General features: G+C 40.7%; 22 protein-coding genes and 1 pseudogene. 19 read left to right on the top strand and 4 right to left on the bottom strand.

Going from position 1 to position 24,481, the window contains the following annotated elements:
• The 12 genes and pseudogenes from gnd to C1710_RS01295 all read left to right on the top strand — a co-directional run bounded on the left by gnd (window position 1) and on the right by C1710_RS01295 (window position 11,106).
• The gene (gnd, locus tag C1710_RS01350) at window positions 1-894 is read left to right on the top strand and encodes a phosphogluconate dehydrogenase (NAD(+)-dependent, decarboxylating) (protein WP_102279214.1); all 894 of its coding nucleotides are present in this window, start codon (window positions 1-3) and stop codon (window positions 892-894) included.
• Window positions 887-1,186 (top strand): hypothetical protein, encoded by a 300-nt coding sequence (locus C1710_RS01345; protein ID WP_102279212.1) that lies wholly within the window; start codon window positions 887-889, stop codon window positions 1,184-1,186. Before gnd ends, C1710_RS01345 begins: the two co-directional genes overlap by 8 nt.
• Window positions 1,187-1,199: 13 nt before the next feature.
• The gene (locus tag C1710_RS01340) at window positions 1,200-1,667 is read left to right on the top strand and encodes a PTS sugar transporter subunit IIA (RefSeq protein ID WP_102279210.1); all 468 of its coding nucleotides are present in this window, start codon (window positions 1,200-1,202) and stop codon (window positions 1,665-1,667) included.
• A gap of 1 nt (window position 1,668) precedes the next feature.
• Window positions 1,669-1,992 carry a PTS fructose transporter subunit IIB gene (locus tag C1710_RS01335; protein WP_102279209.1) on the top strand — a complete coding sequence of 108 codons (324 nt, stop codon included), beginning with the start codon at window positions 1,669-1,671 and terminating at the stop codon, window positions 1,990-1,992.
• A gap of 33 nt (window positions 1,993-2,025) precedes the next feature.
• Window positions 2,026-3,090, top strand: a complete 1,065-nt coding sequence (locus tag C1710_RS01330; protein WP_102279206.1) for a PTS fructose transporter subunit IIC — start codon at window positions 2,026-2,028, stop codon at window positions 3,088-3,090.
• Between the two features lie 63 nt (window positions 3,091-3,153).
• On the top strand, window positions 3,154-3,981 hold the full coding sequence (locus tag C1710_RS01325) for a Cof-type HAD-IIB family hydrolase (protein WP_102279204.1): 828 nt from the start codon (window positions 3,154-3,156) through the stop codon (window positions 3,979-3,981).
• Between the two features lie 28 nt (window positions 3,982-4,009).
• Window positions 4,010-6,625 (top strand): bifunctional acetaldehyde-CoA/alcohol dehydrogenase, encoded by a 2,616-nt coding sequence (adhE, locus tag C1710_RS01320; RefSeq protein ID WP_102279201.1) that lies wholly within the window; start codon window positions 4,010-4,012, stop codon window positions 6,623-6,625.
• 196 nt (window positions 6,626-6,821) lie between these two features.
• Window positions 6,822-7,739 (top strand): nucleoside hydrolase, encoded by a 918-nt coding sequence (locus C1710_RS01315; protein WP_102279199.1) that lies wholly within the window; start codon window positions 6,822-6,824, stop codon window positions 7,737-7,739.
• Window positions 7,740-7,754: 15 nt separating this feature from the next.
• A pseudogene (dcuC, locus tag C1710_RS01310) lies at window positions 7,755-9,160 on the top strand (C4-dicarboxylate transporter DcuC).
• Between the two features lie 39 nt (window positions 9,161-9,199).
• The gene (locus C1710_RS01305) at window positions 9,200-9,904 is read left to right on the top strand and encodes a GntR family transcriptional regulator (protein WP_102279196.1); all 705 of its coding nucleotides are present in this window, start codon (window positions 9,200-9,202) and stop codon (window positions 9,902-9,904) included.
• A 129-nt stretch (window positions 9,905-10,033) separates the two neighbouring features.
• A complete protein-coding gene (locus C1710_RS01300) occupies window positions 10,034-10,318 on the top strand; it encodes a hypothetical protein (RefSeq protein WP_102279194.1) in 285 nt (94 codons plus the stop codon).
• A 44-nt stretch (window positions 10,319-10,362) separates the two neighbouring features.
• The gene (locus C1710_RS01295; protein WP_102279192.1) at window positions 10,363-11,106 is read left to right on the top strand and encodes an ion transporter; all 744 of its coding nucleotides are present in this window, start codon (window positions 10,363-10,365) and stop codon (window positions 11,104-11,106) included.
• 86 nt (window positions 11,107-11,192) lie between these two features.
• On the opposite strand, the gene ulaG is transcribed toward C1710_RS01295, so the two are convergent.
• Genes ulaG through C1710_RS01275 form a run of 4 tightly spaced genes read right to left on the bottom strand, consistent with a single transcriptional unit; the run spans window position 11,193 to window position 14,393 of the window.
• Window positions 11,193-12,269 (bottom strand): L-ascorbate 6-phosphate lactonase, encoded by a 1,077-nt coding sequence (gene ulaG / locus C1710_RS01290; protein ID WP_102279190.1) that lies wholly within the window; start codon window positions 12,267-12,269, stop codon window positions 11,193-11,195.
• A 16-nt stretch (window positions 12,270-12,285) separates the two neighbouring features.
• Entirely contained in the window at window positions 12,286-12,573 is a 288-nt protein-coding gene (locus tag C1710_RS01285; protein WP_102279187.1) for a PTS sugar transporter subunit IIB, read from the bottom strand.
• A gap of 30 nt (window positions 12,574-12,603) precedes the next feature.
• Complete coding sequence (locus C1710_RS01280) at window positions 12,604-13,932, bottom strand: PTS ascorbate transporter subunit IIC (protein WP_235857943.1); 1,329 nt, start codon at window positions 13,930-13,932, stop codon at window positions 12,604-12,606.
• A gap of 8 nt (window positions 13,933-13,940) precedes the next feature.
• Window positions 13,941-14,393: a PTS sugar transporter subunit IIA gene (locus tag C1710_RS01275; RefSeq protein WP_102279184.1), complete on the bottom strand. Its 453-nt coding sequence runs from the start codon at window positions 14,391-14,393 to the stop codon at window positions 13,941-13,943.
• Between the two features lie 220 nt (window positions 14,394-14,613).
• On the opposite strand from C1710_RS01275, the gene C1710_RS01270 reads away from it, so the two are divergent.
• The 7 genes from C1710_RS01270 to cas6e all read left to right on the top strand — a co-directional run bounded on the left by C1710_RS01270 (window position 14,614) and on the right by cas6e (window position 24,480).
• Window positions 14,614-15,465, top strand: coding sequence for a MurR/RpiR family transcriptional regulator (locus C1710_RS01270; RefSeq protein WP_102279181.1), 852 nt, complete (start codon window positions 14,614-14,616; stop codon window positions 15,463-15,465).
• 1,481 nt (window positions 15,466-16,946) lie between these two features.
• Window positions 16,947-19,697, top strand: coding sequence for a CRISPR-associated helicase/endonuclease Cas3 (locus C1710_RS01265; protein ID WP_102279178.1), 2,751 nt, complete (start codon window positions 16,947-16,949; stop codon window positions 19,695-19,697).
• Complete coding sequence (locus tag C1710_RS01260) at window positions 19,690-21,429, top strand: type I-E CRISPR-associated protein Cse1/CasA (protein ID WP_235857942.1); 1,740 nt, start codon at window positions 19,690-19,692, stop codon at window positions 21,427-21,429. The genes C1710_RS01265 and C1710_RS01260 overlap by 8 nt, the downstream gene beginning before the upstream one ends.
• On the top strand, window positions 21,419-22,012 hold the full coding sequence (gene casB, locus C1710_RS01255) for a type I-E CRISPR-associated protein Cse2/CasB (RefSeq protein WP_102279172.1): 594 nt from the start codon (window positions 21,419-21,421) through the stop codon (window positions 22,010-22,012). The genes C1710_RS01260 and casB overlap by 11 nt, the downstream gene beginning before the upstream one ends.
• A gap of 2 nt (window positions 22,013-22,014) precedes the next feature.
• The gene (gene cas7e / locus C1710_RS01250) at window positions 22,015-23,130 is read left to right on the top strand and encodes a type I-E CRISPR-associated protein Cas7/Cse4/CasC (protein ID WP_102279169.1); all 1,116 of its coding nucleotides are present in this window, start codon (window positions 22,015-22,017) and stop codon (window positions 23,128-23,130) included.
• On the top strand, window positions 23,111-23,839 hold the full coding sequence (gene cas5e / locus C1710_RS01245) for a type I-E CRISPR-associated protein Cas5/CasD (RefSeq protein ID WP_102279167.1): 729 nt from the start codon (window positions 23,111-23,113) through the stop codon (window positions 23,837-23,839). The genes cas7e and cas5e overlap by 20 nt, the downstream gene beginning before the upstream one ends.
• A gap of 2 nt (window positions 23,840-23,841) precedes the next feature.
• Window positions 23,842-24,480: a type I-E CRISPR-associated protein Cas6/Cse3/CasE gene (gene cas6e / locus C1710_RS01240; RefSeq protein WP_102279165.1), complete on the top strand. Its 639-nt coding sequence runs from the start codon at window positions 23,842-23,844 to the stop codon at window positions 24,478-24,480.
• The last annotated feature ends 1 nt before the right edge of the window (window position 24,481 follow it).

Here is a 24,481-nt window from a genome sequence, read left to right as displayed (position 1 = left end):
ATGAAGGTTTATATGATCGGTTTAGGCAAAATGGGTTTTAATCTTGCGGAAAATATGACTGACAATGGTCATACCGTTATCGGTTATGACGTCAGTGATGCTGCACGGCAAAAGGCTCAGGAAGCAGGATTACAGTTAATTGATAATCTTGAGGATTTAGAAAAGGATAATTCACAAAAAACCATTTGGGTGATGCTGCCTGCTGGCAAGATTACCAATAGTGTTCTTAAACAATTAGAAGGTATTGCCGACAAGGGCGATGTAGTTATTGATGGTGGTAACTCTGATTATCACGACTCACTTGATCGTGCCAAGGAATTTAGTGAATTAGGCATTCACTTTATGGATATTGGTACTTCTGGTGGTACTTACGGTGCACGTCATGGTGCTAGCTTTATGGTCGGTGGCGACAAGGAAGGCTATGTTGTGATATGCGACATGCTGGAATCAATTGCTGCTCAAGATGGTTTAATTTACTGCGGCAAGTCAGGATCTGGGCACTACTTGAAGGTTATTCACAATGCCATTCTCCATTCTGAAATGGAAGTACTTGGTGAAGGGTTTGAACTTCTACACGCTAGTCCATTTGACTACAATCTGAAGGATGTCGCTTATAACTGGAATAAGTCAGCAGTTATTCGCGGTTGGTTGATGGAGCTGATGTACCAAGCATTTAGCAAGAATATTGCTTTATCAGATGTTGAAACTTCAATTCACTCTAGTTCGGCAGCCATTGACGCTATTAAGTCAGCCTGTGACTTGAACGTTCCGGTACCAATGTTTGATATCACATTGACTATGCGTCAACGGACTCAAGGGCAAGATACGTTCACTGCCCGGGTTATCAATTCACTTCGTAAGGAGGTCGGCGGTTATCGCCCAAAGAATGCCTAAATTTTTATACTGGTACCAACAAAAACAGCAAAAAAGAATGACGGTTTATCAGTGGAACCCAATAGTTAGTTATTTACGACTGCTGTTCATTATTGCTGGAGTGGTTCTCTGTGTGGAAAACCAAATTATTGCGGCGATCATTGACTTCTTACTTTTTGCTGCATTGTACTTCACCTATATTAAGGTTAACCATGACCTGATTCTCAAGATGAGTAATAAAAATAACTTAGTACGGGTAACGGGTCATAAGTACTCGTTTACCAACCCAATGACAATTTATGTAAGAAAGTAGGTGAGTGGTGGTAATGGATATTGAGAATGTAACTGACATTATTGATCAAAACATCATCCTTGATTCAACGGCTTCTACTAAAAAAGAAGCTTTACAGACAATGTGTATGATGTTGGAAACAAATGGGTATGTTAGTGATCGGCAACAGTTTTATCAGGACGTTCTTGCTCGGGAAAAAATTGGCCCGACCGGGATGGAAAATGGTATCGCAATTCCGCACGGGGAGTCGTCAGCAGCCAAACATGCGACGATTGCTGTGTTGAAAACGAAGAACCCGCTTGAGTGGGAAAGTTTAGACCACAAACCGATTCACCTTATCTTTTTGATGGTGGTTCCAACGGAAAACCGTGATGTTGAACACTTAAAGATGTTGTCGCACTTATCTGCGGCTTTGACACATAAGGATATACAGCAGAAACTCTTAGATGAAAATGATCCGCAAAAATTTAAGAGGATTCTTGCTGAAGCTGGGGGTATTTAAAATGAAATTTGTTGGAGTAACTTCTTGTACTGTTGGGATTGCACATACTTATATGGCGAGAGAAAAGCTTGTTTCTGCTGCCAAGGAGTTAGGGATGGAAGGACATGTTGAAACTCAGGGTAGTGCTGGGACAGAAAATACGTTGACCGATGATCAAATCAAGAATGCCGATGCAGTAATTATCGCTTCAGACGTTGCCATCGCCGGTCAGGAACGTTTTGCCGGTAAACCAGTAATTAACGTTGGGACTGACTTGGCTATTCAGAAGCCGAAGAGTCTACTGAAGACGGTGGAAAAGAAGCTGCAAGCCGCTAATAAGCTGTAATTTGGTTATTTGCAATTATAGGGAAGTGAAATTATGTATCGAGATATTTTTCGGATCAAAAATCTGAAAAAGCACTTTCTCAGTGGTCTTTCCTTCATGATTCCAGTCATTATTATGTCTGGGTTCTGTACGGCGATCGGCCGAATCATTGGTCATACCACTGTGAAGGGAACTATTGGGTACTACTTGTTAAATGCCGGTAATGGTGGTTTTTCGATTATGATTGCCATTTTGGCTGCCGGGATTGGTTATTCTATCGCAGGTAAGGCTGCAATTGCACCCGGAATTATGGGTGGTTGGTTGTCTGTTCAAGTCAATGCATCATTCCTTGGTGGTATTTTTGCCGGTTTGTTGGCAGGGATTGTCACTCTGTGGTTGGTTCATTTGCCACTACCAAAGACTGTTAAGTCTATCGTTCCACTGGTTATTGTTCCATTGGTTGGTGGGATCCTGGAAGTATTAATGATTGAGTATATTGTGGGCCCGCCTCTGGCAGCTATTACGGCGTCCGCTGTGAAGTTCTTCATGGGGATGAACCACGCTTCGAAGTTCTTACTCGGTTTCATGCTTGGGGGTATGACCGGGTTCGATATGGGTGGTCCAGTTAATAAGATCTCCTTTGCCATTGTTACTGCATTCGCGACATCAGGTGTTTGGGGACCTGCAGCAGGGAAAAACGTTGCTGCTATGTGTCCACCACTCGGTGTAGCGCTCTCCGTTCTGGTATTTGGTCGAAATAAGTACGATGAAGCGGATCGGCAAAATGCATGGGCTGCTATTGTCATGTCGATGTGTCAGGTTACTGAAGGGACGTTGCCTTTCGCCTTTAAGGATCCCTTGCGGGTGGTTCCGTGTGTAGTTTTAGGCTCCGGGACAGCCGATGGATTAATGCTTTCCTGGGGCGTAACCGTTCCATTGCTGTCTGGTGGTATCTTCACGATTCCGGTTGCTAATAAGCCGTTATTGTACTTAGGAGGGTTGTTAATTGGGGCGCTAATCACTGCGATTACGTTGTCAATTATTAAGCCAAAACTTAAGAAGAACGCTAACCAGGAAGAAGAAGTAAATGACGACCTGGATATCAATATTGATATGTAAAAGGTAAACAATTATCAGGGTCTGTCATTTTGGCAGGCCCTTGATTGTAGAAAAGGAAGAAAGATGGCTATTAAGTTAATAGCAATTGATATTGACGGAACACTTATTAACTCAGATGAAGAATTAACAATTCGTGTTGCCAAGACAGTAAAAGAAGCTAGTTCACGTGGCATTAAAGTGGTGCTAACCACTGGCCGGCCGTACTCGGGAATTGAGTTTTTGGAAGAGCAGCTGGGATTGGACCATTCCGATGAACAATATGCTATTTGCTATGCTGGTGGTCTGATTATGACTACTAATGAAACGGTTATTTCGACAACAGAAATCCCATATGAAGATTACTTAAAGTTGGAATTTTTAAGTCGGTTTTATCACTTGGATTCACAAGTTGAAAGTCTAGACAAGATATACACAACACATTCACTTATCATTCCAGAAGTCGTTCAAATTGCACACCGGGTTCATCAACCAATTTACTACCAACCAGTAGATGCGATGAAAGACGTTCCAGTGATGAAATATAGTTTGATTGGTTCACACCAAACATTGCAAAAAATGATGATTAACTTAAATGGTGGTGGGCTTTCAAGCTTCTTTGCTGATGGTCTTTACTATACTTTCACTGGTGAACGCTTTGTTGAAGTAAGTCGAGCAGGAATCTCTAAAGGTTTTGGCTTAGCTACTCTTAGTCAGCAACTAGGCATTTCTAGTGATGAAATGATGTGTATTGGCGACCAGGGGAACGATAAAACCATGATGCAATACGTTAAGTATAGTGTTGCAATGGGCAATGCTAGTAATGAAATTAAGGCGGTGGCAAAGTATCAAACCGCTGACAATGATCATGACGGTGTTGCTAAGGCAATTGAGAGATTTGTATTAAATAAGTAAGTTCGAAAAGAAAGATGGAGGATTGACAATGGCACAGCATGCTAAAAAGGAAGCCACAGACAAAGTTCAGGCCGCCCAAAAGATGGTGGATGAATTAATGGACAAGAGTGAAGTGGCGTTACAAAAGCTTCATAGTTACGACCAAAAGCAGATTGACAAGATTTGTCAGGCATTAGCGTTAGCTGGTGAAGAACACCACATGGATCTGGCAATGGAAGCTGTTGAAGAGACAGGTCGTGGTGTTGCCGAAGATAAGGCAATTAAAAACATTTATGCAAGTGAGTATATTTGGAATAATATTCGTCACGATAAGACGGTCGGAGTCATTAAAGATGATGATGAAAACCAAACGGTCACAATGGCAGAACCACTTGGCATTATTGCCGGGATTGTTCCGGTAACGAACCCGACCGCGACGGTGATTTTTAAATCGATTATCGCCTTGAAGACTCGCAATACGATTGTTTTCTCGATGCACCCCCAGGCACAAAAAGTTTCTGCTCACACAGCTGCCATTCTAGAGGAAGCTGCTGAAAAAGCTGGTGCTCCGAAGAACGTTATCCAATGGATTCCAAAAGTTTCCCTAGAAGCGACAACTGCACTGATGAAACATGAAAAGACTGCTACGATTCTTGCGACTGGCGGTCCAGGAATGGTAAAGGCTGCTTACAGTTCAGGTAATCCGGCGTTAGGTGTTGGCCCTGGCAATGGTCCTGCTTATATTGAAAAGACGGCAAATATTCCACGATCTATTTACGATATTGTTTTATCTAAGACCTTTGATAATGGGCTGATCTGTGCGTCAGAAAATTCGATTGTCGTTGATGACCAAATCTATGACCAAGTCAAGGCTGAGCTGAAGAAATGGAACTGCTATTTCCTGAGTCCATCTGAGATTAAGACCTTCACCAAGGGTTTTATTGATCCTAAACGGGGAACCGTAGCAGGTCCAATTGCCGGTAAATCAGCTAGTGAGATTGCTACACTATGTGGTCTGAAAGGTGTTGCTGCTAATACTAAAGTCATTATTGCTGAAATTGATGGTGTTGGTCCTAAGTACCCATTGTCAGCGGAAAAGCTATCGCCAGTATTGACAATGTACCGTGCACATTCACATGAAGAAGCCTTTAAGATCTGTGACGACTTACTTCATTATGGTGGTGAGGGACACACTGCAGCTATTCATACGTCTAATCAAGAACTGATTCGTAAGTATGGTGATGAGATGCCAGCCTCCCGGATTATTGCTAATTCACCATCAAGTCTTGGTGGAATTGGAAATATCTACAACAACATGACGCCATCATTAACCTTGGGGACTGGTTCTTATGGTAAGAACTCCGTTTCACACAACATTAGTGACTGGGACTTATTGAACTACAAGGTTATTGCACAACGGCGAGAAAATCGTCAGTGGGTAAAGATTCCCCCAAAAGTATACTTTCAGCGGAACTCGCTGAAAGAGCTGCAAGATTTACCAAATATTAACCGTGTGTTCATTGTGACAGATGAGGATATGGTGAAGTTTGGCTATGCTCAACGGGTTCTAGACCAGCTACACTTACGGCGTAACGAAGTGAAATTCCAGCTGTTTGACCAAGTACAGCGTGAGCCAACAACAGATATTGTTGATGAGGGTGTCAAACAGATGCGTGAGTTTAAGCCAGATACCATCATCGCACTCGGTGGTGGATCACCAATGGACGCGGCCAAGGGGATGTGGATGTTTTATGAACACCCAGATACAACTTGGGATGGTGTCAAGCAGAAGTACCTAGATATTCGGAAGCGTGCTTATAAGATTGCCCGACCGACAAAGGTACAGTACATCGGAATTCCTACTACTTCAGGGACCGGTTCTGAGACAACCTGTTTTGCAGTGATTGCCGATTCAAAGACTCACGTCAAGTATCCATTAGCCGATTATGCATTGACGCCAACTGTTGCCATTGTTGATTCGCAGTTTGTCGAAACGATTCCAGCAAAGACCACTGCTTACACTGGGCTCGATGTGTTATGTCATGCCCTTGAATCATATGTTTCGGTGATGGCTACGGAATATACGCGGGGATGGTCGATTACTGCGGCTAAGGGTGTTGTTGATAACTTAGTGGCATCTGTGCATGGCGACCGTGAAGCACGCCGACAAATGCATAACTACGCAACAATTGCGGGGATGGCATTTGGCCAGGCATTCCTTGGAATTAACCACTCCGTTGCTCACAAAATCGGTGGGGCTTTTAACTTGCCACACGGCTTGTGTATTGCAATTGCCATGTCGCATATTATTCGCTTCAATGCTCAGTTGCCAGAGAAACTAGCTATGTGGCCGCACTACACTACTTATCGGGCAAAGCATGATTACGCAACGATTGCCAAGTTCATGGGACTCCATGGCAATAATGACGATGAACTAGTTGAAGCACTAGTTCAACGGATTATCAAGTTAGCTCACGATTGTGGTGTGACATTGAGCTTGAAGGCCAATGGGGTCGATAAGGATGATTTTGATCGCCAAGTAGATGAATTGGCTGTTTTGGCCTACGAAGACCAATGTACAACTACCAACCCCGTTGAGCCGCTGGTTAGTCAGTTAAAGACCATTCTTCAAGATTGCTACACTGGCAAAAATGTAAAAAAGTAAATAAGTATCCGCACTAAAAATCCGGATGATAAGTTTTCCTAAGTTTAAGGAGTAAACAAGTCTATCTAAATATCATTAAACAAACAAGCCTGTATCATTTCGCATACAGGCTTGTTTTATTTAATACAGGAGTGTATTATCGAGTTGTGGAAGTTGAAGCGATTTCAACAAATGATATTTACAGGGGGTATTTCAATTGGCTAGACCAGTAATTATTAGTACTGATCCCGGAATTGACGATGCAGTTGCTATTTCAATTTTACTTTTTAGTAAAAAGGTAGACGTGAAATTAATCGCAGCTGCCGCTGGAAATGTGGGGATAGATCAGACCTTAATTAATGTTTTGAAGTTGGAACAGTTCTTAGGTCAAAGTATCCCAGTTGTGAAGGGTGTCAGTCGAGCAATTATTAAAGAACCAGTCCATGCGTACAATGTTCATGGAAAGAGTGGGCTGGATGGCTATGAATTTCCAGAACCAGATCATTCACTGGTAATTAACCAAACTGCTCCAGAAGCAATTCATGAAGTTGTTTCTCATTCTAACGAAAAGGTAACGCTGGTGGGGATTGCACCATTGACGGATTATGCGATGTTTATCCGTCTTTATCCTGAAGACCTTCAAAATGTGGAAGAGTTGGTAATGATGGGTGGCTGTATTGGTCGAGGTAATTACGGTGTTCTGTCTGAATTTAATATCGCTGGTGATCCAGAAGCAGCAAAAATTGTTTTTGAAAGTGGCTTAAAAATCCGGGTAGCTCCGCTGGAGTTAGGGATGCAAGCACGAATTAAGCCTAATATTAGTAAGAAGATCAAGACATATGGCCGCGTTGGGGACATGTTTTATAGTTTGTTTTCCAAATATCGTGGCGGGAGTTTCAAGACTGGGTTAAAAATTTATGACGCCTTAGCAGCCGGCATTTTATTAAATCCAGACATGTTCACGTTTGAAAAGACTCATGTTGAGATTGTTAACCAGGAAGGCTTTACATACGGAGCTTCTTTAATGGACTTTAAAAACCGACTTCACTTATCTGAGAATGCTTTGATTGGTAAGTCAGTTGATGTTGATCAATTTGTTAAGTGGTTTGTGGAGGCTATTAAGCAAGCCTGTTAGAAAGGATTAGATATCATGAGTCAAGTAATTGCTATTATTCTTACGATAGCTTCAGTAGCGATATTGTGTTACATGCTCTCCAAGAAACTAGATATCAAGATTATTTTATTTGCGCTAGGCTTAGTTTTACTATACTGTGGTGTCTTCATGGGTAATAAAATTAAGGTCTTACAACCAGTGGATGCCCTATTTTGAAACCTATCCAGGTTATGGTTGACCAGTTTACTACGACATTAGCGGGTCCGGGTTTTGTTATTCTGTTGCTAGCTGGATATAGTGCCTATATGAGTTATATTGGTGCCAATGATGTAACGGTTAGTGGCCTTACTTCATCTATGAAGAACATTAAGTCAGTTTATATCTTAGTTCCAGTTGTCTTTTTAATGGGCAATATTTTGTCTCTAGTTGTTCCGAGTGCTTCAAACTTAGCTATTATCTTATTAGCGACGCTTTATCCAGTTCTTCGCTCGACAGGGATGAGTCGACTGACCTCGGCGGCTTTAATTGCGACTTCGGCTACTATTGTCCCGACTCCATTGGGATCCGATAATGTTGCTATCGCTGCGGCGTTACACATGTCAACTACAGAATATGTTTTTAAGTATCATGCGATTATATCAATTCCCACTCTTTTGCTGATGGCAGTAATTCAATATTTTTGGCAGAAACATGAAGATAAGATCAATCAGCACGAATTAAGCTATGAAGAAGAATTGCAACAATATGGCCTCAAAGAAGCAAATGATGAAACAAATACTATTAGTGGGAGCAAAGGTTTACGCTTTATTTATGGGATTCTTCCATTATTACCGATTATTATCTTGATTATTGACTTCATTGTCGGGATTAGTCATGGTAAGCCGGCAACAATGAGTGTGCAAGCTGTTACTATTATTAGTTGGATTATTGCAATTTTTGTTGAATTGTTCCATAAGCACCAAGCTAAACAGACATTAAAAGATACGAACATTTTCATCAAAGGAATGGGTAGTGCGATGGGGATTGTTGTCCTGCTGGTTGCTGCTCAAACTTTTGTTCAAGGTCTGAATGCAATTGGAATTATGCGTATGATTCAGACCACTATGATGCATATTAAAGGTGCAGGGATCTTACTGCCGTTGATTATGGTTATTTTTACTGTCATTATTGTTCTGTTAAGTGGTAGTGGGGTTGCATTGACGTTTGCGTTAATTCCGTTGATTGTGCCATTAGCAAAGTCTGCTGGTATTGCACCACAACAATTATCCGTCCCAATTCAATTGGCTGGTAACCTCTTACGTGCTGTATCACCAGTTGCAGCGGTTGTTCTGATTGTTTCTGGGTCAACTCATTTGGAACCCGTTCAGATAATAAAGCGGACTTCAGTTCCAATGATTGGTGGTTTAATCATTATGTTGATTTTATCTTTCTGGTTGCTCTAAAATAAAGTAATAATCATAACAGAAAGATCGGTGGCATCGATGTCTATTGCTCCAAAATATGTTCAAATCTATAATCAAATCTTAAATAGAATTGAACACGCTGAGTACAGTCATAAAATTCCGTCGGAAAAGCAATTAGCTCAAGATTTCAACTGCAGTCGGGTAACTATTCGTTCTGCTTTGGCGTTACTCAAGGAAGACCAAGTTATCTATAGCATTAAAGGTGAAGGAAACTTTATTAAGCATGCGAATTCGCTTGATTCTACCGGGGTAGAAGTTAATTGTTCACTTTTTCAAAGTAGTTGTAACGTATCTATTGATGACATGGTGTTTGAAATAAGTCATAGTAAGGCAACTGCATACTCACAGAAACTTTTTGATAATACTGATGACTACAGATCATTTAATATTTGGTTTGAGTCGAATCATCAAATTGTTGGTAATGAATTTTCGATGGTAACGATGTCAGCTATAAATCATAACGTAGATATCCATGACCAAAAGGAAGTCAAGAGGTTTATTAACCACGACATTTATAAGCAGGCGGCCCATATTCAAATTAATATGCAGCAATCGCAGAGAAAGGCTAATACTTTTCATCAAGAATTTTTCACTGATAATGAACCCATGATTATGATTGAAGAAAACTTGAATGACAAGAATGGTCAGACATTCGCACAAAATAAATATTATTTACCTCTTAAGTTTCTGAATGTTAGACTTAACAAGTATTGGACAAAGTAGATATATAATAGGTAAACTGGTAGCACTGATGGAATCACATTAGTGCTGCTTTTTATGTGGAAGAGTAGATAAGAATCCATACAAAAATCCGGATGTGGAACCATGATAGTAAAAAAGTGAGGAAATCAGATGCTGTATCCATATGCAACCTTTCTGGGCCATTTAATTATTACTTTTTCTCAAGTTCTGAAGGATTCTAATCAGAAAGGTGGGGAAAAGGTATTCGTTCATTTGGAACAGCCAGATGATGAGATGGTATTCAAAGAGGCGAGGTACTATCTTCCCGATCATAAACTGATATACAACGAGGGCTTTTTACCCGATGAACAAAAGAGAAACGAAAAAATATTAAAGAACAATGCAGAGCTGATTATGAAATGTGCCAAAAAGGGCGGGTCAAATTTTAAGCCCTAAGTAGTCAGTACACATGAGCATGTCATATAATCAGAATTAATGATATGAAATTAGGATCGTTTATCGTGAAAAAATCCCATTGGTTAATTACATATAATATTTGGATTGCTTTTCTAGCAGTGGTTTCAATTATCCTGTTGGTGCTGGACTATGCGCATCAAATAAATATTGCCATGGCTCCTTATAGTATTTTAGACAATGTCATATTAGCTTTGTTGGCAGTAGATTATTTTGGCCGTTTCTTTCTAGCAAAGGACAAAAAAACATTCTTCAAGGCCAACATTTTTGATTTACTAGCAATTATTCCAGTTAATAATCTGTTTTACTTTTTCCGGCTTGCCCGTATTGGCAGGGTCTTTAGACTCCTCAAGTTATTAAGAATTTTCCGGCTGGTTGGTCTTACTGGCAAGCTGAATAAGTTCCTTAAAACCAACGGGCTGATCTATTATCTCTACATCAGTCTGACAGTTATTCTGATTGCTTCTTCACTTTATTGTATTTCAGAAAAAGTCACTTTCAGCACTGCCTTGTGGTGGTCGATTACTACAGCGACTACGGTTGGCTATGGGGATGTTTCACCGACGACGAGGTTAGGAAAAGTTGCGGCCTTACTCCTAATGTTATTGGGGATTGGATTTATCGGCATGCTGACTAGCAGCTTAACGGGTTTCTTTAATACGTCAGCTGATGAAGACCTTCAACAAGAAATCGCTGATTTGAAACGACAAAATCAACAACTAGAAGATCATTTGGCTAGGATTGAGCAGTATGTCAAACATGGAAAGTAATCCCATAAAACTAACGATTGTGGATCCAATAAAAAAGCAGCGCCAACGAAAATTACTCGTTAGTGCTGCTTTTTCTTTAACTGATATTACAGGAATGATTTATATGGTAGTTCAATTGGGTGAGTGTAACGGTCTTCAAAACCACGTTGATGATAGTACTTCATCTTTTCCCTATCATCTGGGTAGGTGAAGTGACCACCTGGCAACCATGAGAATGGATAGAATTTGTAACCAAAGCGTTCACGACGGTAACGCCATAACATCTCAATTTCTTCAGGATCACCAAGCATGTTTGTCCAAACGTCCCAGTGCATGGGGATGACTACTTTAGCATTAAGATCCTCCGCAGTTCGTAACACATCAATAGATGTCATTTTGTCCTGAATACCAACTGGGTTATCACCATATGCACAAATAGCAACATCGACGTCAAAGTCTTGACCATGCTTAGCGAAGTAAGCGGAGTAGTGTGAATCGGCGGCATCATAAACTGTACCAGTATCAGTCTTCATAACGTAGTTGACAGCTCGTTTGTCCATGTCATCAGGAAATTCGTCCATTGGCGGCTGGACATTCTTATTTGGATCACTGATGAGAGCAGACCGATCAAAAGAATCTGTAACGTCAATTTCGACATCTTTAATTTGAATAGAATCTCCCGGTTTAACTACTTTGCACCGTTCTGCCGGAACTCCCCATGCAATCCACTGATCGACGACGTATTGTGGACCAATAAAGGGAATTGGTTCTTTGACTCCCTTTAATAGTGCTGCCGCAACATTTTCGTCAATGTGATCGTGGTGGAAGTGGGTGCAAAGGTATGCGTCGAGGTAGTGGATCTTAAATGGATCAATGACCATTGGTTGGGCACGTAAATTTGGTTGGATAGTTCGTCCACCAGTTAAACGTGACCATTGGTGACGTGGTGACATATCTGGCTTGTCATGAGTCTGCTTGCCAGTCCCACACCAGAGATCCATAACGATATTAGTTTGGTGGTCTGTTTTCAGCCAAAGTCCCATGTTAACTAACCACCAGAGACGGAATTTCCCTTGGGGGATGGTAGAGCGATCAATTTCTTCGTTTAACCAGGTTCCCCATTCTGGAAACACTTCATCTTTCCAGGTTTGTTCTGTAATGTCTTGGACTTTTTTATCTGACATAACTCAAACCTCCTGATTATTGTCCTTGAATTTCCTTAATTTTGGGAACCAGGTGCTTTTCGATATCAGCCTTATCCACAAAGTTAGTTAAAACAATGGTCTTTGGTTTGATGTCCTCTGGCAGATTATCAAACAGCTCACGAGTCGTCACGTAGATCTCGGCCGTTTTGCCACTGACAGAACCAAGGTCAACAGTATCAACGTCGACGTCATCAAATCCGTTGTCACTAACAATACTGTCAATGTTCATCTTACCGATAACACTTGAACCAACACCTAAACCACAAATTGCAACAATTTTCATGATAAATCTTTCTTTCTTCGAAAAAACAAATTACAGCAATGCTAAGATACCAAGACGAATCCACTTCAACAGGTACATCAATGGCATCCAGACAAGGGCATAGTCAATGTTTGACCACGTTAATCCACTTCCGTAGCAGACACCTGTCAATGGGTAGAAGAGAATGACGGCTGCTGATGAAATCATCCCGGTAATAAATCCGGCAGCAACGGCACCACGCCAGCCACCTGCTTTGTTACCGAAGATTCCCATGACGTTACCGTCAAAATACATAATGATTGGTGATGGGAAAACAATAACAGGTGAGTGGAAAATGATGGTTAGGAATGTAACGAGAATGCAACCAACTGTGGATCCAAGGAATCCGAACATCCCACCCATTGGTGAGTAAGGGAAGATTGTTGGGGCATCCAGAGCTGGAATAGCGCCAGGCAGGAACTTATCAGAAATCCCTTTAAAGGCTGGCACAATGGAGCCGATGAACATCCGAACACCCTGAAGCAGGATGACGATCCCGGCAGTGAATTGGAACCCTTCGAGAATTAACCATAGAATCCAATTAGTCGCATCAGCGCCGCCGCCGATTAGGTTTTCAATTCCTGAGCGGCCAACTGCTAAACCAATACCAATAAAAATGATTGGCATCAAGAAGAATAGCATGATGGTGTTATCACGGAACATCGTGGCCCATTTTGGCAACTTCAAGTGGTCCGCATCTTGTGATGGATCTTTACTACCAAAGACTTTCCCGATTCCAGTTGCGAGCAATGAACCAACTTGGTCCATAAAGCCTAGTGTTGAGACGTCGTGCATCCAATCGTGGGATAGCTTTCTTGGGATAGCTGGTGAATAAGTGTAATAAATTGCGTTGAGGATAGTAGCGATGATAATCGTCCAGAATCCATTTGTATGTAAAACGGTTGGAATGGTAACGTTCATAAATGCGGCATGGTACAGCGCCAAGTGGGCCGTTAAGTATGTGTTCTTAAAAATTTCTTTATGAGTTAAACGAACCAGAACTAAGTGAAGTAAAAATGCCAGCAAGAACGTAATAACGGTGTTTTTGGCAATAGTATTAAACTTAGCAACAACGCCAAAGACAGCATCGTTAGTTGGTAAAACACCACGGACGTGTAACGTAGTATTTAACTTGTTGACGACGGGAGAAAGAGCATTAATTAATACTCCTGCACCAGCAGTCAAAACTGTTAAACCAATGATAGTTTTAACGGTTCCGTCAATAACTTGTGGAAACTTCTTTCTTTGAAGGAGTAACCCAATTAGAGCAACCAAACCGAGAAAGATAGTTTCATTACTTAAAACCTGGTAGACAATGAAGTTCAGTGCTTTCATGAACATGAGTTATTTCACTTCCCCTTATTGATTGCATCTGCAATTTGTTCAGCTTCATTCTGTGATGCAGAACGTAACCATTGCAGATTCTTTTTATTGTTCAAGAAGGTAACAATCTTTTTCATTAATCCCAAATGATCATGGTCATTAATTGAAGCTAAAATGATCACTAAATCGACGGGATCGTTATCTTTATTACCAAACTTGACCGGTTGGTCTAAAGTTGCTATGGCAATGCTCGATTGCTTAACAGCAGCAGATGGACGAGCATGGCCAAGTGCTAACCCTGGTGCAATAACAATATATGGTCCTAATTTTTTAACCGATTCAATCATATTGGTGATGTAATCGGTTGTGATTTTATCTGCGTCTAATAGTGGTTGAGCAGCAACTGTTAAAGCTTCCTGCCAATTATTGGCGTGAACATTCATCTGAATATCAGATGGAGCGATATTCTTAACCCCCATATGTATACCTCCCGTAAATGATTTACATAAAATTTAGTTTGGCCTGATTAAATTTTACATCATCACTATACAATTAAGCGGTTCCATTTTCAAGTGTTTTTTACGTTAATTTCGTTTTTATATGTAAATGAATTACTTTCGAAGCAAACAAATATGCTATAGTAAGATGTAAATCATTTTCATGATTATGAAAATAATATAAACACAAGGAGTAAGTGTTATGTACGCGTCCGTGATCGCCAGAATTAAAACAATGTATGAAAATTTCGGATCTAGTTCGAAAAAACTGGCTGATTTTATCTTACAAAATGGTGTAAACTGTTCTGCAATGACAATTCAAGAGTTTTCAAAGGCTGCAGGAGTGTCTACTGCGACATTATCACGCTTTGCTAGTCAGCTAGGTTATCAAAATTTTTCCCAATTCCGATGGGATCTGGCTAATAATTCAGGCCGGACTCCCTTGCAAAAAGAGCGGCAGATCAGTAAAGATGATAGTCCCAAAATGATTGCCCAGAAACTACTGAGCTCTAACTTGGAAACTCTTAATGAAACCTTTGCTTTAATGACTAATGAGCAACTCAATGAAGCCAAGAAATTGTTAAAGAATTGTCGACGTCTGAGCTTTTTTGGTTTAGGGAGTTCCAATATTGTTGCGCAAGAGTGTTATCACATGTTTTTGCGGACACCAAAAGAAGTCACATATGCCAGTGATTATCACATCAACATCATGAAGGCTTCTCGGATGACTAAAGACGACTTGGCTATTTTAATTTCACACACGGGTAATGATAATGACATTTTGTATATTGCAAAGATTCTCCAGCAGAATCATGTTCCGATGATCACCATTACCAGCTTTGCTAACTCGCCCCTTGATGCTTTCGGGACTGTGGGCTTTTATTCGATTTCAGCGGATAAGCGTTACCGAACTGAAGCATTGCTATCGGTTACGTCACAAATTGCGATTGCCGATACACTATATATGATGACAACGCAAAGTTTTGAAGACGAGATAAATGAGATTAGTCAAAGGATGGACAACAACTTATTGGCAAAACACCAGGGACAATAGCTGAATAGATAGTTATTATTGGGCTTTGTCATAAAACAATAAGGCCGTCAGCGTTTTCTTTCAGAACGTTGGCGGTCTTAATTGTGTTGAATTATATGTTAGTGTTAGTTGGCTAGTATCAATCGGCAGTGAGCTATTAAATGAATTTAAGCTAGTATAATTTTTGTTTAGCTAATAATCTTGTGATTGAGTTCCATTGTTTTGAATAAGTAGCTTTCATCTTCAGGATAGTTTTTTAAGTGTTCATCTATCCTCACACTTATCCAAGCACGCAAATTATTAAATGGGTCTTCATAAACACAAAAGGCAGGCGTTTTCGCGCCTGCCTAGTCGGTCTTCAGCTGACCATTTCACTTGATTGTTTTTATTGTTACAGGTAATGGTGGGGATGTCAACAAACTACATAACTTATGTATTTAATGGAAGTGTCAAGATGCTATATAGTTCAAAGCGTGTCTTTGATTGGGAAAAATTTACGTTTTAAAGTAATAACCTCCATTCCGCAAACACAGAATGAAGGTTATTCCCCGTAATAGGTCCCGTAGGGCATCTATTGCTCTCGTATAATCAAATTCTACTACTGTTTTGGATTTAATGCTAACGTCTGAGGGGTGCAAAAGAATAAATTACTTTTAGGGTTTTATGTTTGTCATACTATACACCTTGTTGCTATTTGCAAAAAACAGCGATTTTTTGCAAATAGAAAAGATCTTGCGATTTAGAATCTATTAGCACCAACTGTATATTCGAGAATACAAATTATATCTACTCTTTTGAACTCTGGTTCGTTTGCCATAATAGATGGTCCTATAGACATTAATTGTTTTAATCTAAAGCATCGTACCAGCTGTGTTACACAAGGTATAGTAGTAATTCTGTGCCGGAAACTCGTTAAACATTGGAAATTCGTATAAATCCATAATGTACAGCTCCTTAATCATTTGTAAAAATGCTAATTGCTGTTCAATGGATTAAATACTTTTTTCTCGTAATAGGCATCTATCGCTCTTCAATGTCTTCATTTTACTATTGTTAGCTGTAATGTTACCTACTTGATTAATCTGCGTAATCGAATAGTGTGAATGTAATGAGCTGAAAACTTATGCAGTTGCGCAGTGAGAACATTGTTTGTATACTTTTATGTAAGCGCTAACAAATGGCTGCTTGCAAAATTAACGCTGTCACCCTCATTATTATGAGGAATACTGTTTAGATATTAGCTTTTTTGCGACTAGCTAATTCGATAACCATCACTAAAATGTATTAAGTTTGCTAAAATTAACTAGCGTCTAATATAATCTATATTAATAAGGACAACAAATTTTGTTGTAGATAAATGCTGCTTATAATTTTAATTAGTTGATATTTCAACTAAAAATAAACAATAACAATAATAAATATCAGCAATTAGCTTCTAAGCGTTTTTTATCCAGAATGAACGAAAGTAATTAGTAGAGAAACATGATAAGGAGTTAAGTTAAGTGACAATCTTTTCTCGAAAAGTAGAAGACCTGTGGGCTAAGAAAGATGTTCGTGATGGTCAGGAACTATGGTTACCATTAGTCACCCACTTGACCGATACGATGAATGTGATTAATTGGTTGTATCAACATTGGCTTAATAAAGCACAGCGACAGTTGATTCGTCAAGATTTATCGGAAGATGATGTTGAACGGTTAGTCAAATTTGTCGGCTTTTTTCACGATTTTGGCAAAGCCACACCTGCGTTTCAGACCAAAAAATCGTATCTTCATGATGATGACCTGGATAATAACATCATGGAACGCTTGCTAAGGGATGGTTTTACCGGCTTGCAAGACTTTGATGTTGCATCTCCGGATCGTCATAAATCACCCCATGCAATGGCTGGAGAAGCCTTGCTGGAACAACAAGGATTGAGCGCTACTGTCGGTGCAATTATTGGTGGGCACCATGGTAAACCGTGTCACGAATTGTTTTCATATGAGGAGCAAGCAAGTTACTTCAGTAACTATTATCAAGTAGATAAAAATGGTGATGTACAAATCATAAACCAATGGAATGATGTTTATAATGAACTTATTGCTATGGGATTCTCCTTAATTAATAATGATTCTGCCAAGTGGAACGATCTTAGGGATGTTCCATCGATTAATCAACAACAGGCTATCATTCTAGAAGGTTTGTTGATTATGTCTGATTGGCTAGCTTCAAGTGAGTATTGGAATGATGATGAAACTCAACCACTTTTTCCGCTTATTTCAATTGAGCACAACTTCACTGATATTGATGAAAAACGACGTTTTCATTCTGCGTTGTTAATTTGGTTAAAGGAAGATGAGTGGACACCGCAACCAGTCTCAGATGTAAAAAAACTTTTTGAAAAACGTTGGAGATTTTTGCCGCATACTGTCCAGAAACGGATGGTAGGTGCAATGAATGATATTCATAATCCTGGGATGATTATTATCGAAAGTGGTTGTGGTACTGGCAAGACGGAAATTGCCTTGGCTGCAACAGAGGTAATAGCTGAGAAAACTGACCATAATGGTTTTTTTATGGGACTTCCTACACAGGCAACTACCAAGGCAATGTATAAGCGGGTAGCCGATTGGTTGAACTCAATTGCTGACGAGCAAAAGGTTAAACTAGGGCTTAACGTTATGTATAGCAATGCTGAGCAAAAGATGCCGCGCGCAGAGAATGTTGAAGAGCGTAGTGCGGTCGTAGTGAACAGTTGGTTTTCGGGAAAGAAAGCAATTTTAACAGAGTTTACTGTTGCTACAATTGACCACTTACTTATGATGAGTCTTAAACAGAAGCACCTTTTCTTACGTCACCTGGCAATGAGTGGCAAGGTAGTTGTAATTGATGAAGTACATTCTTACGATGTTTATATGTCTTCATATTTGAGCAGGACGTTGGAATGGTTAGGAATATACAAGGTTCCGGTAATTGCGCTATCAGCCACGCTACCTGCAGAAAAACGGGCGGAGTTGCTTGGTAGTTATATAATTGGTCGTTACGGAATATATCCAGAAGAGATGGATGAGTCTGATGCTGCATATCCATTAATGACGTATACAGATGGACCAGCAATTCATCGATTAAGTGATTTTCCGAAACAAAGTTCACAAAGGTTTCAAGTTATTAGACTTGGTGATGATGACCAGCTAGTAGTTCGAGTTAAAAAGACAATTGCTGGTGGAGGAATTGCTGGGATCATTGTTAATACTGTTCGCCGTGCCCAACAAATCTCAAAAGAATTTGATGGTATACCAGTTTTACTGCTTCATTCAGAGTTTCTGACTTCAGATAGGGCAGAGCGTGAAGATAAGCTGATCAAGATGATTGGTAAAGGCGGCAAACGCCCTAAACAACTGATTGTGGTTGGCACCCAAGTGTTGAGTCAGTCGTTGGACATAGATTTTGATGTGCTTTTTACTGATATTGCACCGGTTGATCTATTGATCCAAAGGATTGGTCGCCTTCATCGTCACAAGATTCCGCGGCCAGCTAATCTAATGGCACCCCAGGTCTATCTTATGGGGGCATCCCATTTTGCTGATTATGGTGGAGCTAATGAAGCTATTTACGAAAAATACTACTTAATGAAGACTGATTATTTTTTGGGACAACAACTGGTAATTCCGGATGATGTATCTCCCCTAGTCCAAAGAGTTTATAGCGAGAATACGGACGCGGAAGTTAAAGGATTGAGTGCCGCAAAACGGTTGTTGAAGAGTCATATGGAACAAGAGGAAGTTAAGGCCCAACGTTACCAGATTGAAGAACCTATGCCTAACGATTCATTACATGGGTGGTTGGACAATGATCGTGATGGAGCTGATACAAATGAAGCAATAGCTCAGGCGTCAGTTCGAGATATTAAAGAAACAGTAGAAGTTATTCTCGTTCAGCAAACTGATGAAGGAGCTTTCATGTTAAACAAGAACGAGAGAATAAGAATTGATGATCTTCAAGATGAAAGAGTAGCCAAGAAGGTAAGCGAAGAAACTATTCGATTACCATACAAGTTAACCCCCAATATTGCTAAAGCTATTGATGAATTAGAGAAAAGAACAGCAAAAAAATTTCCTTATTGGCAAGATAGCGTGTGGCTCCATGATGCAATTGCGTTACCATTGGATGAACAAAAGTCTACTAGGTGGACAGTGGGATCTAATAACTACACTATTCATTATTCACACGATTTAGGCTTAACTTATGAAGAGGAGGAGTGTCATGACTAATAAGACTTTTAACTTGATTACTCAACCGTGGATCCAGGTAATAGATCGACATGGATACCAACAGACTGTGTCGTTAAAAGACCTGTTTGAACATGCTCAAGAGTATCGTCAATTAGCTGGCGATATGCGTTCTCAAGATTTGACTATTCTTCGTTTTTTAATCGCAATTTTAACAACAGTTTATTCGCGCTTTGACGCAAAAGGTCAATCTTATCCTTGGATTAAAATTGATTTAAAAACGATGCAGCTGGCGGGGAAGCCAAATAAAAAGTTAGTCCTTTCAATGTATAAACGAAATAAGGTTACTTTGCTGCACACCTGGTCGTCACTTTATCAACAAGGACACTTTTCATCGATCGTGGTGGACTATCTCAAGCACTATCGTAATCGCTTTGACTTACTGGACGATCGGTATCCGTTCTACCAATTCTCGAAGGGTAATTATGATGCTTTAAAATTAATCCTAAGAGGCAAGAAAGTTGGTCATGATAAGGGAAAGCTGGCAATTAAACAAATAAATAGAACTATTTCAGAAAGTAATAATAGCCGTTTTGTTTTTTCGCCACGGACAGAGCTCAATAAGAATAAACTGGATCTGGCATCACTAACTCGTTGGTTAATTATGTATCAGAATTTTACAGGTGTAACTGATAAAATCAAGCTTAAAAAAGCAAGTACTCTTCCAGTTTCTGGGGGATGGCTTTATAGTGTACGTCCAGTTTTCATTGAAGGAAGAAATCTATTTGAAACTCTGATGCTTAACCTAGATCTGAATGTATCCAATACGCTTAGCTTGATCCAACGACCAGTATGGGAATGGGCCCCGCAGGAATACGTTGATCAGCGGGCAGCTCGAATCATGCCCGATAATTTAGCTGAGCTATATACTCTCTGGTCTCGAATTCTTCATATTGAATGGGATGGTGATCAGCCAACAATTTTCACGGCAGGATTACCAAAAGCTGACAGTGAAGGTTCTTTTATTGAACCGATGACGACGTGGAAATATGACAAAAAGGACAAAGTATGGAAACCAGCTACCTTTTGGATTGGTTCGCTGAGTCGAACAATGTGGCGAAACTTTGGCGAGTACGTTTCAACACATAAGGACGACGAACATGAACCAGGCATAGTGAACTGGTTACAATTGTTGAAAAATCAGGGATTGATTGCTAACGATTTTCCAATTCGATTGACAACTGTTGGACTAATTAAGGATGGTAATGCCAATTCACAAATGCCTGCAGTAGAAGTATATGACCAGATGGAATTAAATGTAGATGTGCTCTTTGATAAAGATCCGGAAGCTCGGTCATTCTGGCCAATGCGGATTGAGGGGATAATTAAAGAATCGAACAGGGTTGGTAATTATTACCAACAGTTGGTTAAAAGTGCTGGTGAGCTGCGAGGATTAGATAATCCGAATGATTATGCTAAGAAGTTAGCTGATCAATTCTATGAAAGTTTGAACGAGCCGTTTTATCGTTGGTTAGCAAGTTTAACTAGCCAGGACGACCGGGATCAGAAGTGTGATGAGTGGCGAAATACTCTCCGACGCTTGGCCCATGAGGCCGGCCGACGATTACTTGATCAGGCTTCTCCGCAGGAATTTCGTGGCAAAGCGTTTGATAATAAGCTAGAAACAATTTTTAGTTACTATAATCGCTATACGGTTCAGTTATCCTCGGTGCTAGGAAAGAAGAACGAGAGTGGGGTAGCAAATGAGCAATGAAGTTAAAAACAAAACAACTAATATTATTAACAAGCTATGGAATTATGGTAAGCCTAACAAGGCGGCCTTAGCGGGGTTGCGGAGTTCACAGTCAATCAATAGTCGCCAGGCGGTAGTAGTTTGGCCATTGCTATTGGAAGAAATGGATCGCCATGATTTAAGCAATGATGGGAAACCAAATCCAGAAGAAATTGCAATTTTTACCGCTTTGCGCTGTTTTGCTATTTACCAGCGAGGGATAGACAATCGTTTATTGGTCTCTTCATCATATGACAGTGAGCTCATGAATGTCCTGTCTCATTTACGGCAGGATGAACAACTTCAGTCAGCACTTGACCGGCGGATTCAGACGGTCCTTATTACTAGCAACATTGATTCTGTAATCAATTCACTAACCCGCTTAGTATCCATTTTGAAGGCAAAAGGAAATGGAACACCAGTTGACTTTGCAAAACTGGCTCAGGATTTATATGATTTCCAGTTCCGATACGGCACCATGAGCGGTGCCCGACGAATTGCCTTACGCTGGGGACGACAATATTATTGGAATAACACAAAGCATAATGAATCAAAGGAGAAATAACTATGTTTTTAGATATTAATGTCTTACAATCAGTTCCTTCATCAAATATTAACCGGGATGACACTGGGGCACCGAAGACCGCTATTTATGGTGGGGTGTTGCGTTCACGTGTTTCATCTCAAGCTTGGAAACGAGCTGTCCGGAAGGCATTTGCCCATGATAACGAACAGTATGAGAATGAGATGGGAAATGATTGGTTAGCTGGTATTCGGACAAAGGATATTCCAATTATGCTTGCTCAAGAAATTGTCAAGCAAGACGATTCTTTGTCAATTGACCAAGCACAAAAAATCGCTGATAAATTACTTAAGAATATTTTCGGTGCCAAGGGAATTACAAAAGAACATCGAACTAAGACGCTCTTTATGATCAGTCGGGGGGAATTAGAAAAACTTGCCCAATTTGCCATAAGTGATGAGAATAACGAAAAAAATAAAAAGCTAATTCAGTCAGCCATTAAGGATATACTCGGACAAGACAACTCGTTGGACATGGCGCTGTTTGGCCGGATGGTCGCCGACGATCCGTCGCTGAACGTCGATGCTGCTTGCCAGGTAGCTCACGCAATTTCGACCCACGAAGTCACTCCCGAATTTGACTACTACACAGCAGTTGATGATGAGCAGGCAGACGATACGGCGGGAGCAGCAATGCTGGGTACGATTGATTACAACTCGTCAACACTTTTCCGTTACGCTAATGTGAATGTTGAAGACTTGGTTCACAACCTGGGGTCAGCTGATGCGGCCATTGAGGGGATCAAATTGTTCATCAAGGACTTCATGATGTCTATGCCAACGGGGAAGCAAAATACTTTTGCTAACAAGACAGTCCCACAGTACGTAATGGTCACTCTCCGTGACGATACACCGGTAAACCTCGTTTCTGCCTTTGAAAAACCGGTCATCTCTAACGATGGTTATCTACAAGCATCAATTTGTCGTTTAGAAGAAGAATACTCCAAGACATTAAAGTTTGTTGACCAGCCATTGGCAACGTTTGTTGTTACAACTGGAAAAGCGAAAATTGGTGAACAACAAGATAATCGTCACGACCTGGTGGACAAGGTAGCCGTCGTTATTCAAAAGAGGGTCGAAAATGAAAACACTAACGCTTAAACTGACAGCACCGCTGCAGTCATATGGTAATGAAGCGACGTTTGATCGGCGTACCAGCTATCACTGTCCGTCCAAAAGCGCCGTTCTGGGGATGATCGCTGCAGCGTTAGGTTATCGTCGCGATGATCCACGAATTCCAGAGCTAAACCAGCTGGCTTTTGCTGTACGGGTCGACCAACCAGGACAACCACTCACCGATTTTCAAATTGTTGAGTACCAGAAGAGTAAGACGAAGTTTGCACGGAAACTAACTTACCGTGACTATTTACAGGATGCAGTTTTCATGGTTGCCCTTGGGGGAGACGATGATGAAATTGACCGGATTGAATGGGCGTTGCACCATCCGAAGTTTCAACTTTATCTTGGTCGCCGCGCTAATCCGCCGGCAGGTGTACTGAATACGCAATTATTTGATCAGCAAACGCCAGTTGAAGTGTTAAAACGTTTGAGCTGGCAGGCGTCCCAATGGTACCAGCGTCAGCACCGATGGGAAAACGAATATTCAGTGGAATTATTTGCAGACGCAACACTATTGCCTAACAAACCAAATACGCTGGTTAAAGACGCAATTGGTAGTTTTAGCCAAGAACACCGTTTTAGTAAGTATCGGGCAGTGGTTAAAGTTCGCGTTGAATTAACAAATCCAAAGTATGTCGAGGCGAAGGATACTGGCCATAATATCTACGACTTTCTTGGAAAGGAGGACTGACATTGTATTTATCAAGAGTAGAAATTGATACGCACAACCGGCAAAAAATGAAGAGTTTAAGCCATTTGGGCGCTTATCATAACTGGGTTGAGCAGAGTTTTCCTCAGGAAATCAACCAGGGGCAACGGTTACGACACCTTTGGCGGATTGACTTTCTGGGTGACAAAGAGTACCTACTGTTACTGAGTAATGATAAGCCCGACCTGAATCAGCTAGCAAAATATGGCGTTACTGGTACAGCTGGCACTAAGAGCTATGATCATTTTCTTCAGCAGTTAGCTGTGGGGATGGTGATGCAGTTTCGACTGACGGCCAACCCTAGTTATCGGGATAAAGAAAGTGGCCGGATTTACCCTCATGTGACAGTGGCCCAACAAAAGCAATGGCTGGCAGAACGCGCGGAACGATGTGGTTTTCAGTTTGTCACTAATAGAGATGGCGAACCATATTTTGATTTAACAAGCCGTGAATGGCCCCTGCTTTACCATGGCAAGCGGAAGATTAAACTCAGCAGAGCTAGCTTCGAAGGTGCTCTTAAAATCACCGATCTAGATAAGTTCAAAAAAGCATTAACGGAAGGTATCGGACGAGAAAAGGCCTACGGGATGGGGTTGTTAACGGTCATCCCAGAACGGAGATAAA

This window comes from [Lactobacillus] timonensis (genome assembly GCF_900240275.1).
Lineage (GTDB): Bacteria > Bacillota > Bacilli > Lactobacillales > Lactobacillaceae > Limosilactobacillus > Limosilactobacillus timonensis.
Note: the sequence above shows the minus strand (reverse complement) of the source record. Positions and strands in the feature narration are given on the sequence as shown.

What these genes read in the sequence shown, in the direction of transcription:
- gnd (WP_102279214.1), top strand. Translation starts at nt 1, where the DNA reads ATGAAGGTTTATATGATCGGTTTAGGCAAAATGGGTTTTAATCTTGCG.
- C1710_RS01345 (WP_102279212.1), top strand. Translation starts at nt 887, where the DNA reads ATGCCTAAATTTTTATACTGGTACCAACAAAAACAGCAAAAAAGAATG.
- C1710_RS01340 (WP_102279210.1), top strand. Translation starts at nt 1,200, where the DNA reads ATGGATATTGAGAATGTAACTGACATTATTGATCAAAACATCATCCTT.
- C1710_RS01335 (WP_102279209.1), top strand. Translation starts at nt 1,669, where the DNA reads ATGAAATTTGTTGGAGTAACTTCTTGTACTGTTGGGATTGCACATACT.
- C1710_RS01330 (WP_102279206.1), top strand. Translation starts at nt 2,026, where the DNA reads ATGTATCGAGATATTTTTCGGATCAAAAATCTGAAAAAGCACTTTCTC.
- C1710_RS01325 (WP_102279204.1), top strand. Translation starts at nt 3,154, where the DNA reads ATGGCTATTAAGTTAATAGCAATTGATATTGACGGAACACTTATTAAC.
- adhE (WP_102279201.1), top strand. Translation starts at nt 4,010, where the DNA reads ATGGCACAGCATGCTAAAAAGGAAGCCACAGACAAAGTTCAGGCCGCC.
- C1710_RS01305 (WP_102279196.1), top strand. Translation starts at nt 9,200, where the DNA reads ATGTCTATTGCTCCAAAATATGTTCAAATCTATAATCAAATCTTAAAT.
- C1710_RS01300 (WP_102279194.1), top strand. Translation starts at nt 10,034, where the DNA reads ATGCTGTATCCATATGCAACCTTTCTGGGCCATTTAATTATTACTTTT.
- C1710_RS01295 (WP_102279192.1), top strand. Translation starts at nt 10,363, where the DNA reads ATGAAATTAGGATCGTTTATCGTGAAAAAATCCCATTGGTTAATTACA.
- ulaG (WP_102279190.1), bottom strand. Translation starts at nt 12,269, where the DNA reads ATGTCAGATAAAAAAGTCCAAGACATTACAGAACAAACCTGGAAAGAT.
- C1710_RS01285 (WP_102279187.1), bottom strand. Translation starts at nt 12,573, where the DNA reads ATGAAAATTGTTGCAATTTGTGGTTTAGGTGTTGGTTCAAGTGTTATC.
- C1710_RS01280 (WP_235857943.1), bottom strand. Translation starts at nt 13,932, where the DNA reads ATGTTCATGAAAGCACTGAACTTCATTGTCTACCAGGTTTTAAGTAAT.
- C1710_RS01275 (WP_102279184.1), bottom strand. Translation starts at nt 14,393, where the DNA reads ATGGGGGTTAAGAATATCGCTCCATCTGATATTCAGATGAATGTTCAC.
- C1710_RS01270 (WP_102279181.1), top strand. Translation starts at nt 14,614, where the DNA reads ATGTACGCGTCCGTGATCGCCAGAATTAAAACAATGTATGAAAATTTC.
- C1710_RS01260 (WP_235857942.1), top strand. Translation starts at nt 19,690, where the DNA reads ATGACTAATAAGACTTTTAACTTGATTACTCAACCGTGGATCCAGGTA.
- casB (WP_102279172.1), top strand. Translation starts at nt 21,419, where the DNA reads ATGAGCAATGAAGTTAAAAACAAAACAACTAATATTATTAACAAGCTA.
- cas7e (WP_102279169.1), top strand. Translation starts at nt 22,015, where the DNA reads ATGTTTTTAGATATTAATGTCTTACAATCAGTTCCTTCATCAAATATT.
- cas5e (WP_102279167.1), top strand. Translation starts at nt 23,111, where the DNA reads ATGAAAACACTAACGCTTAAACTGACAGCACCGCTGCAGTCATATGGT.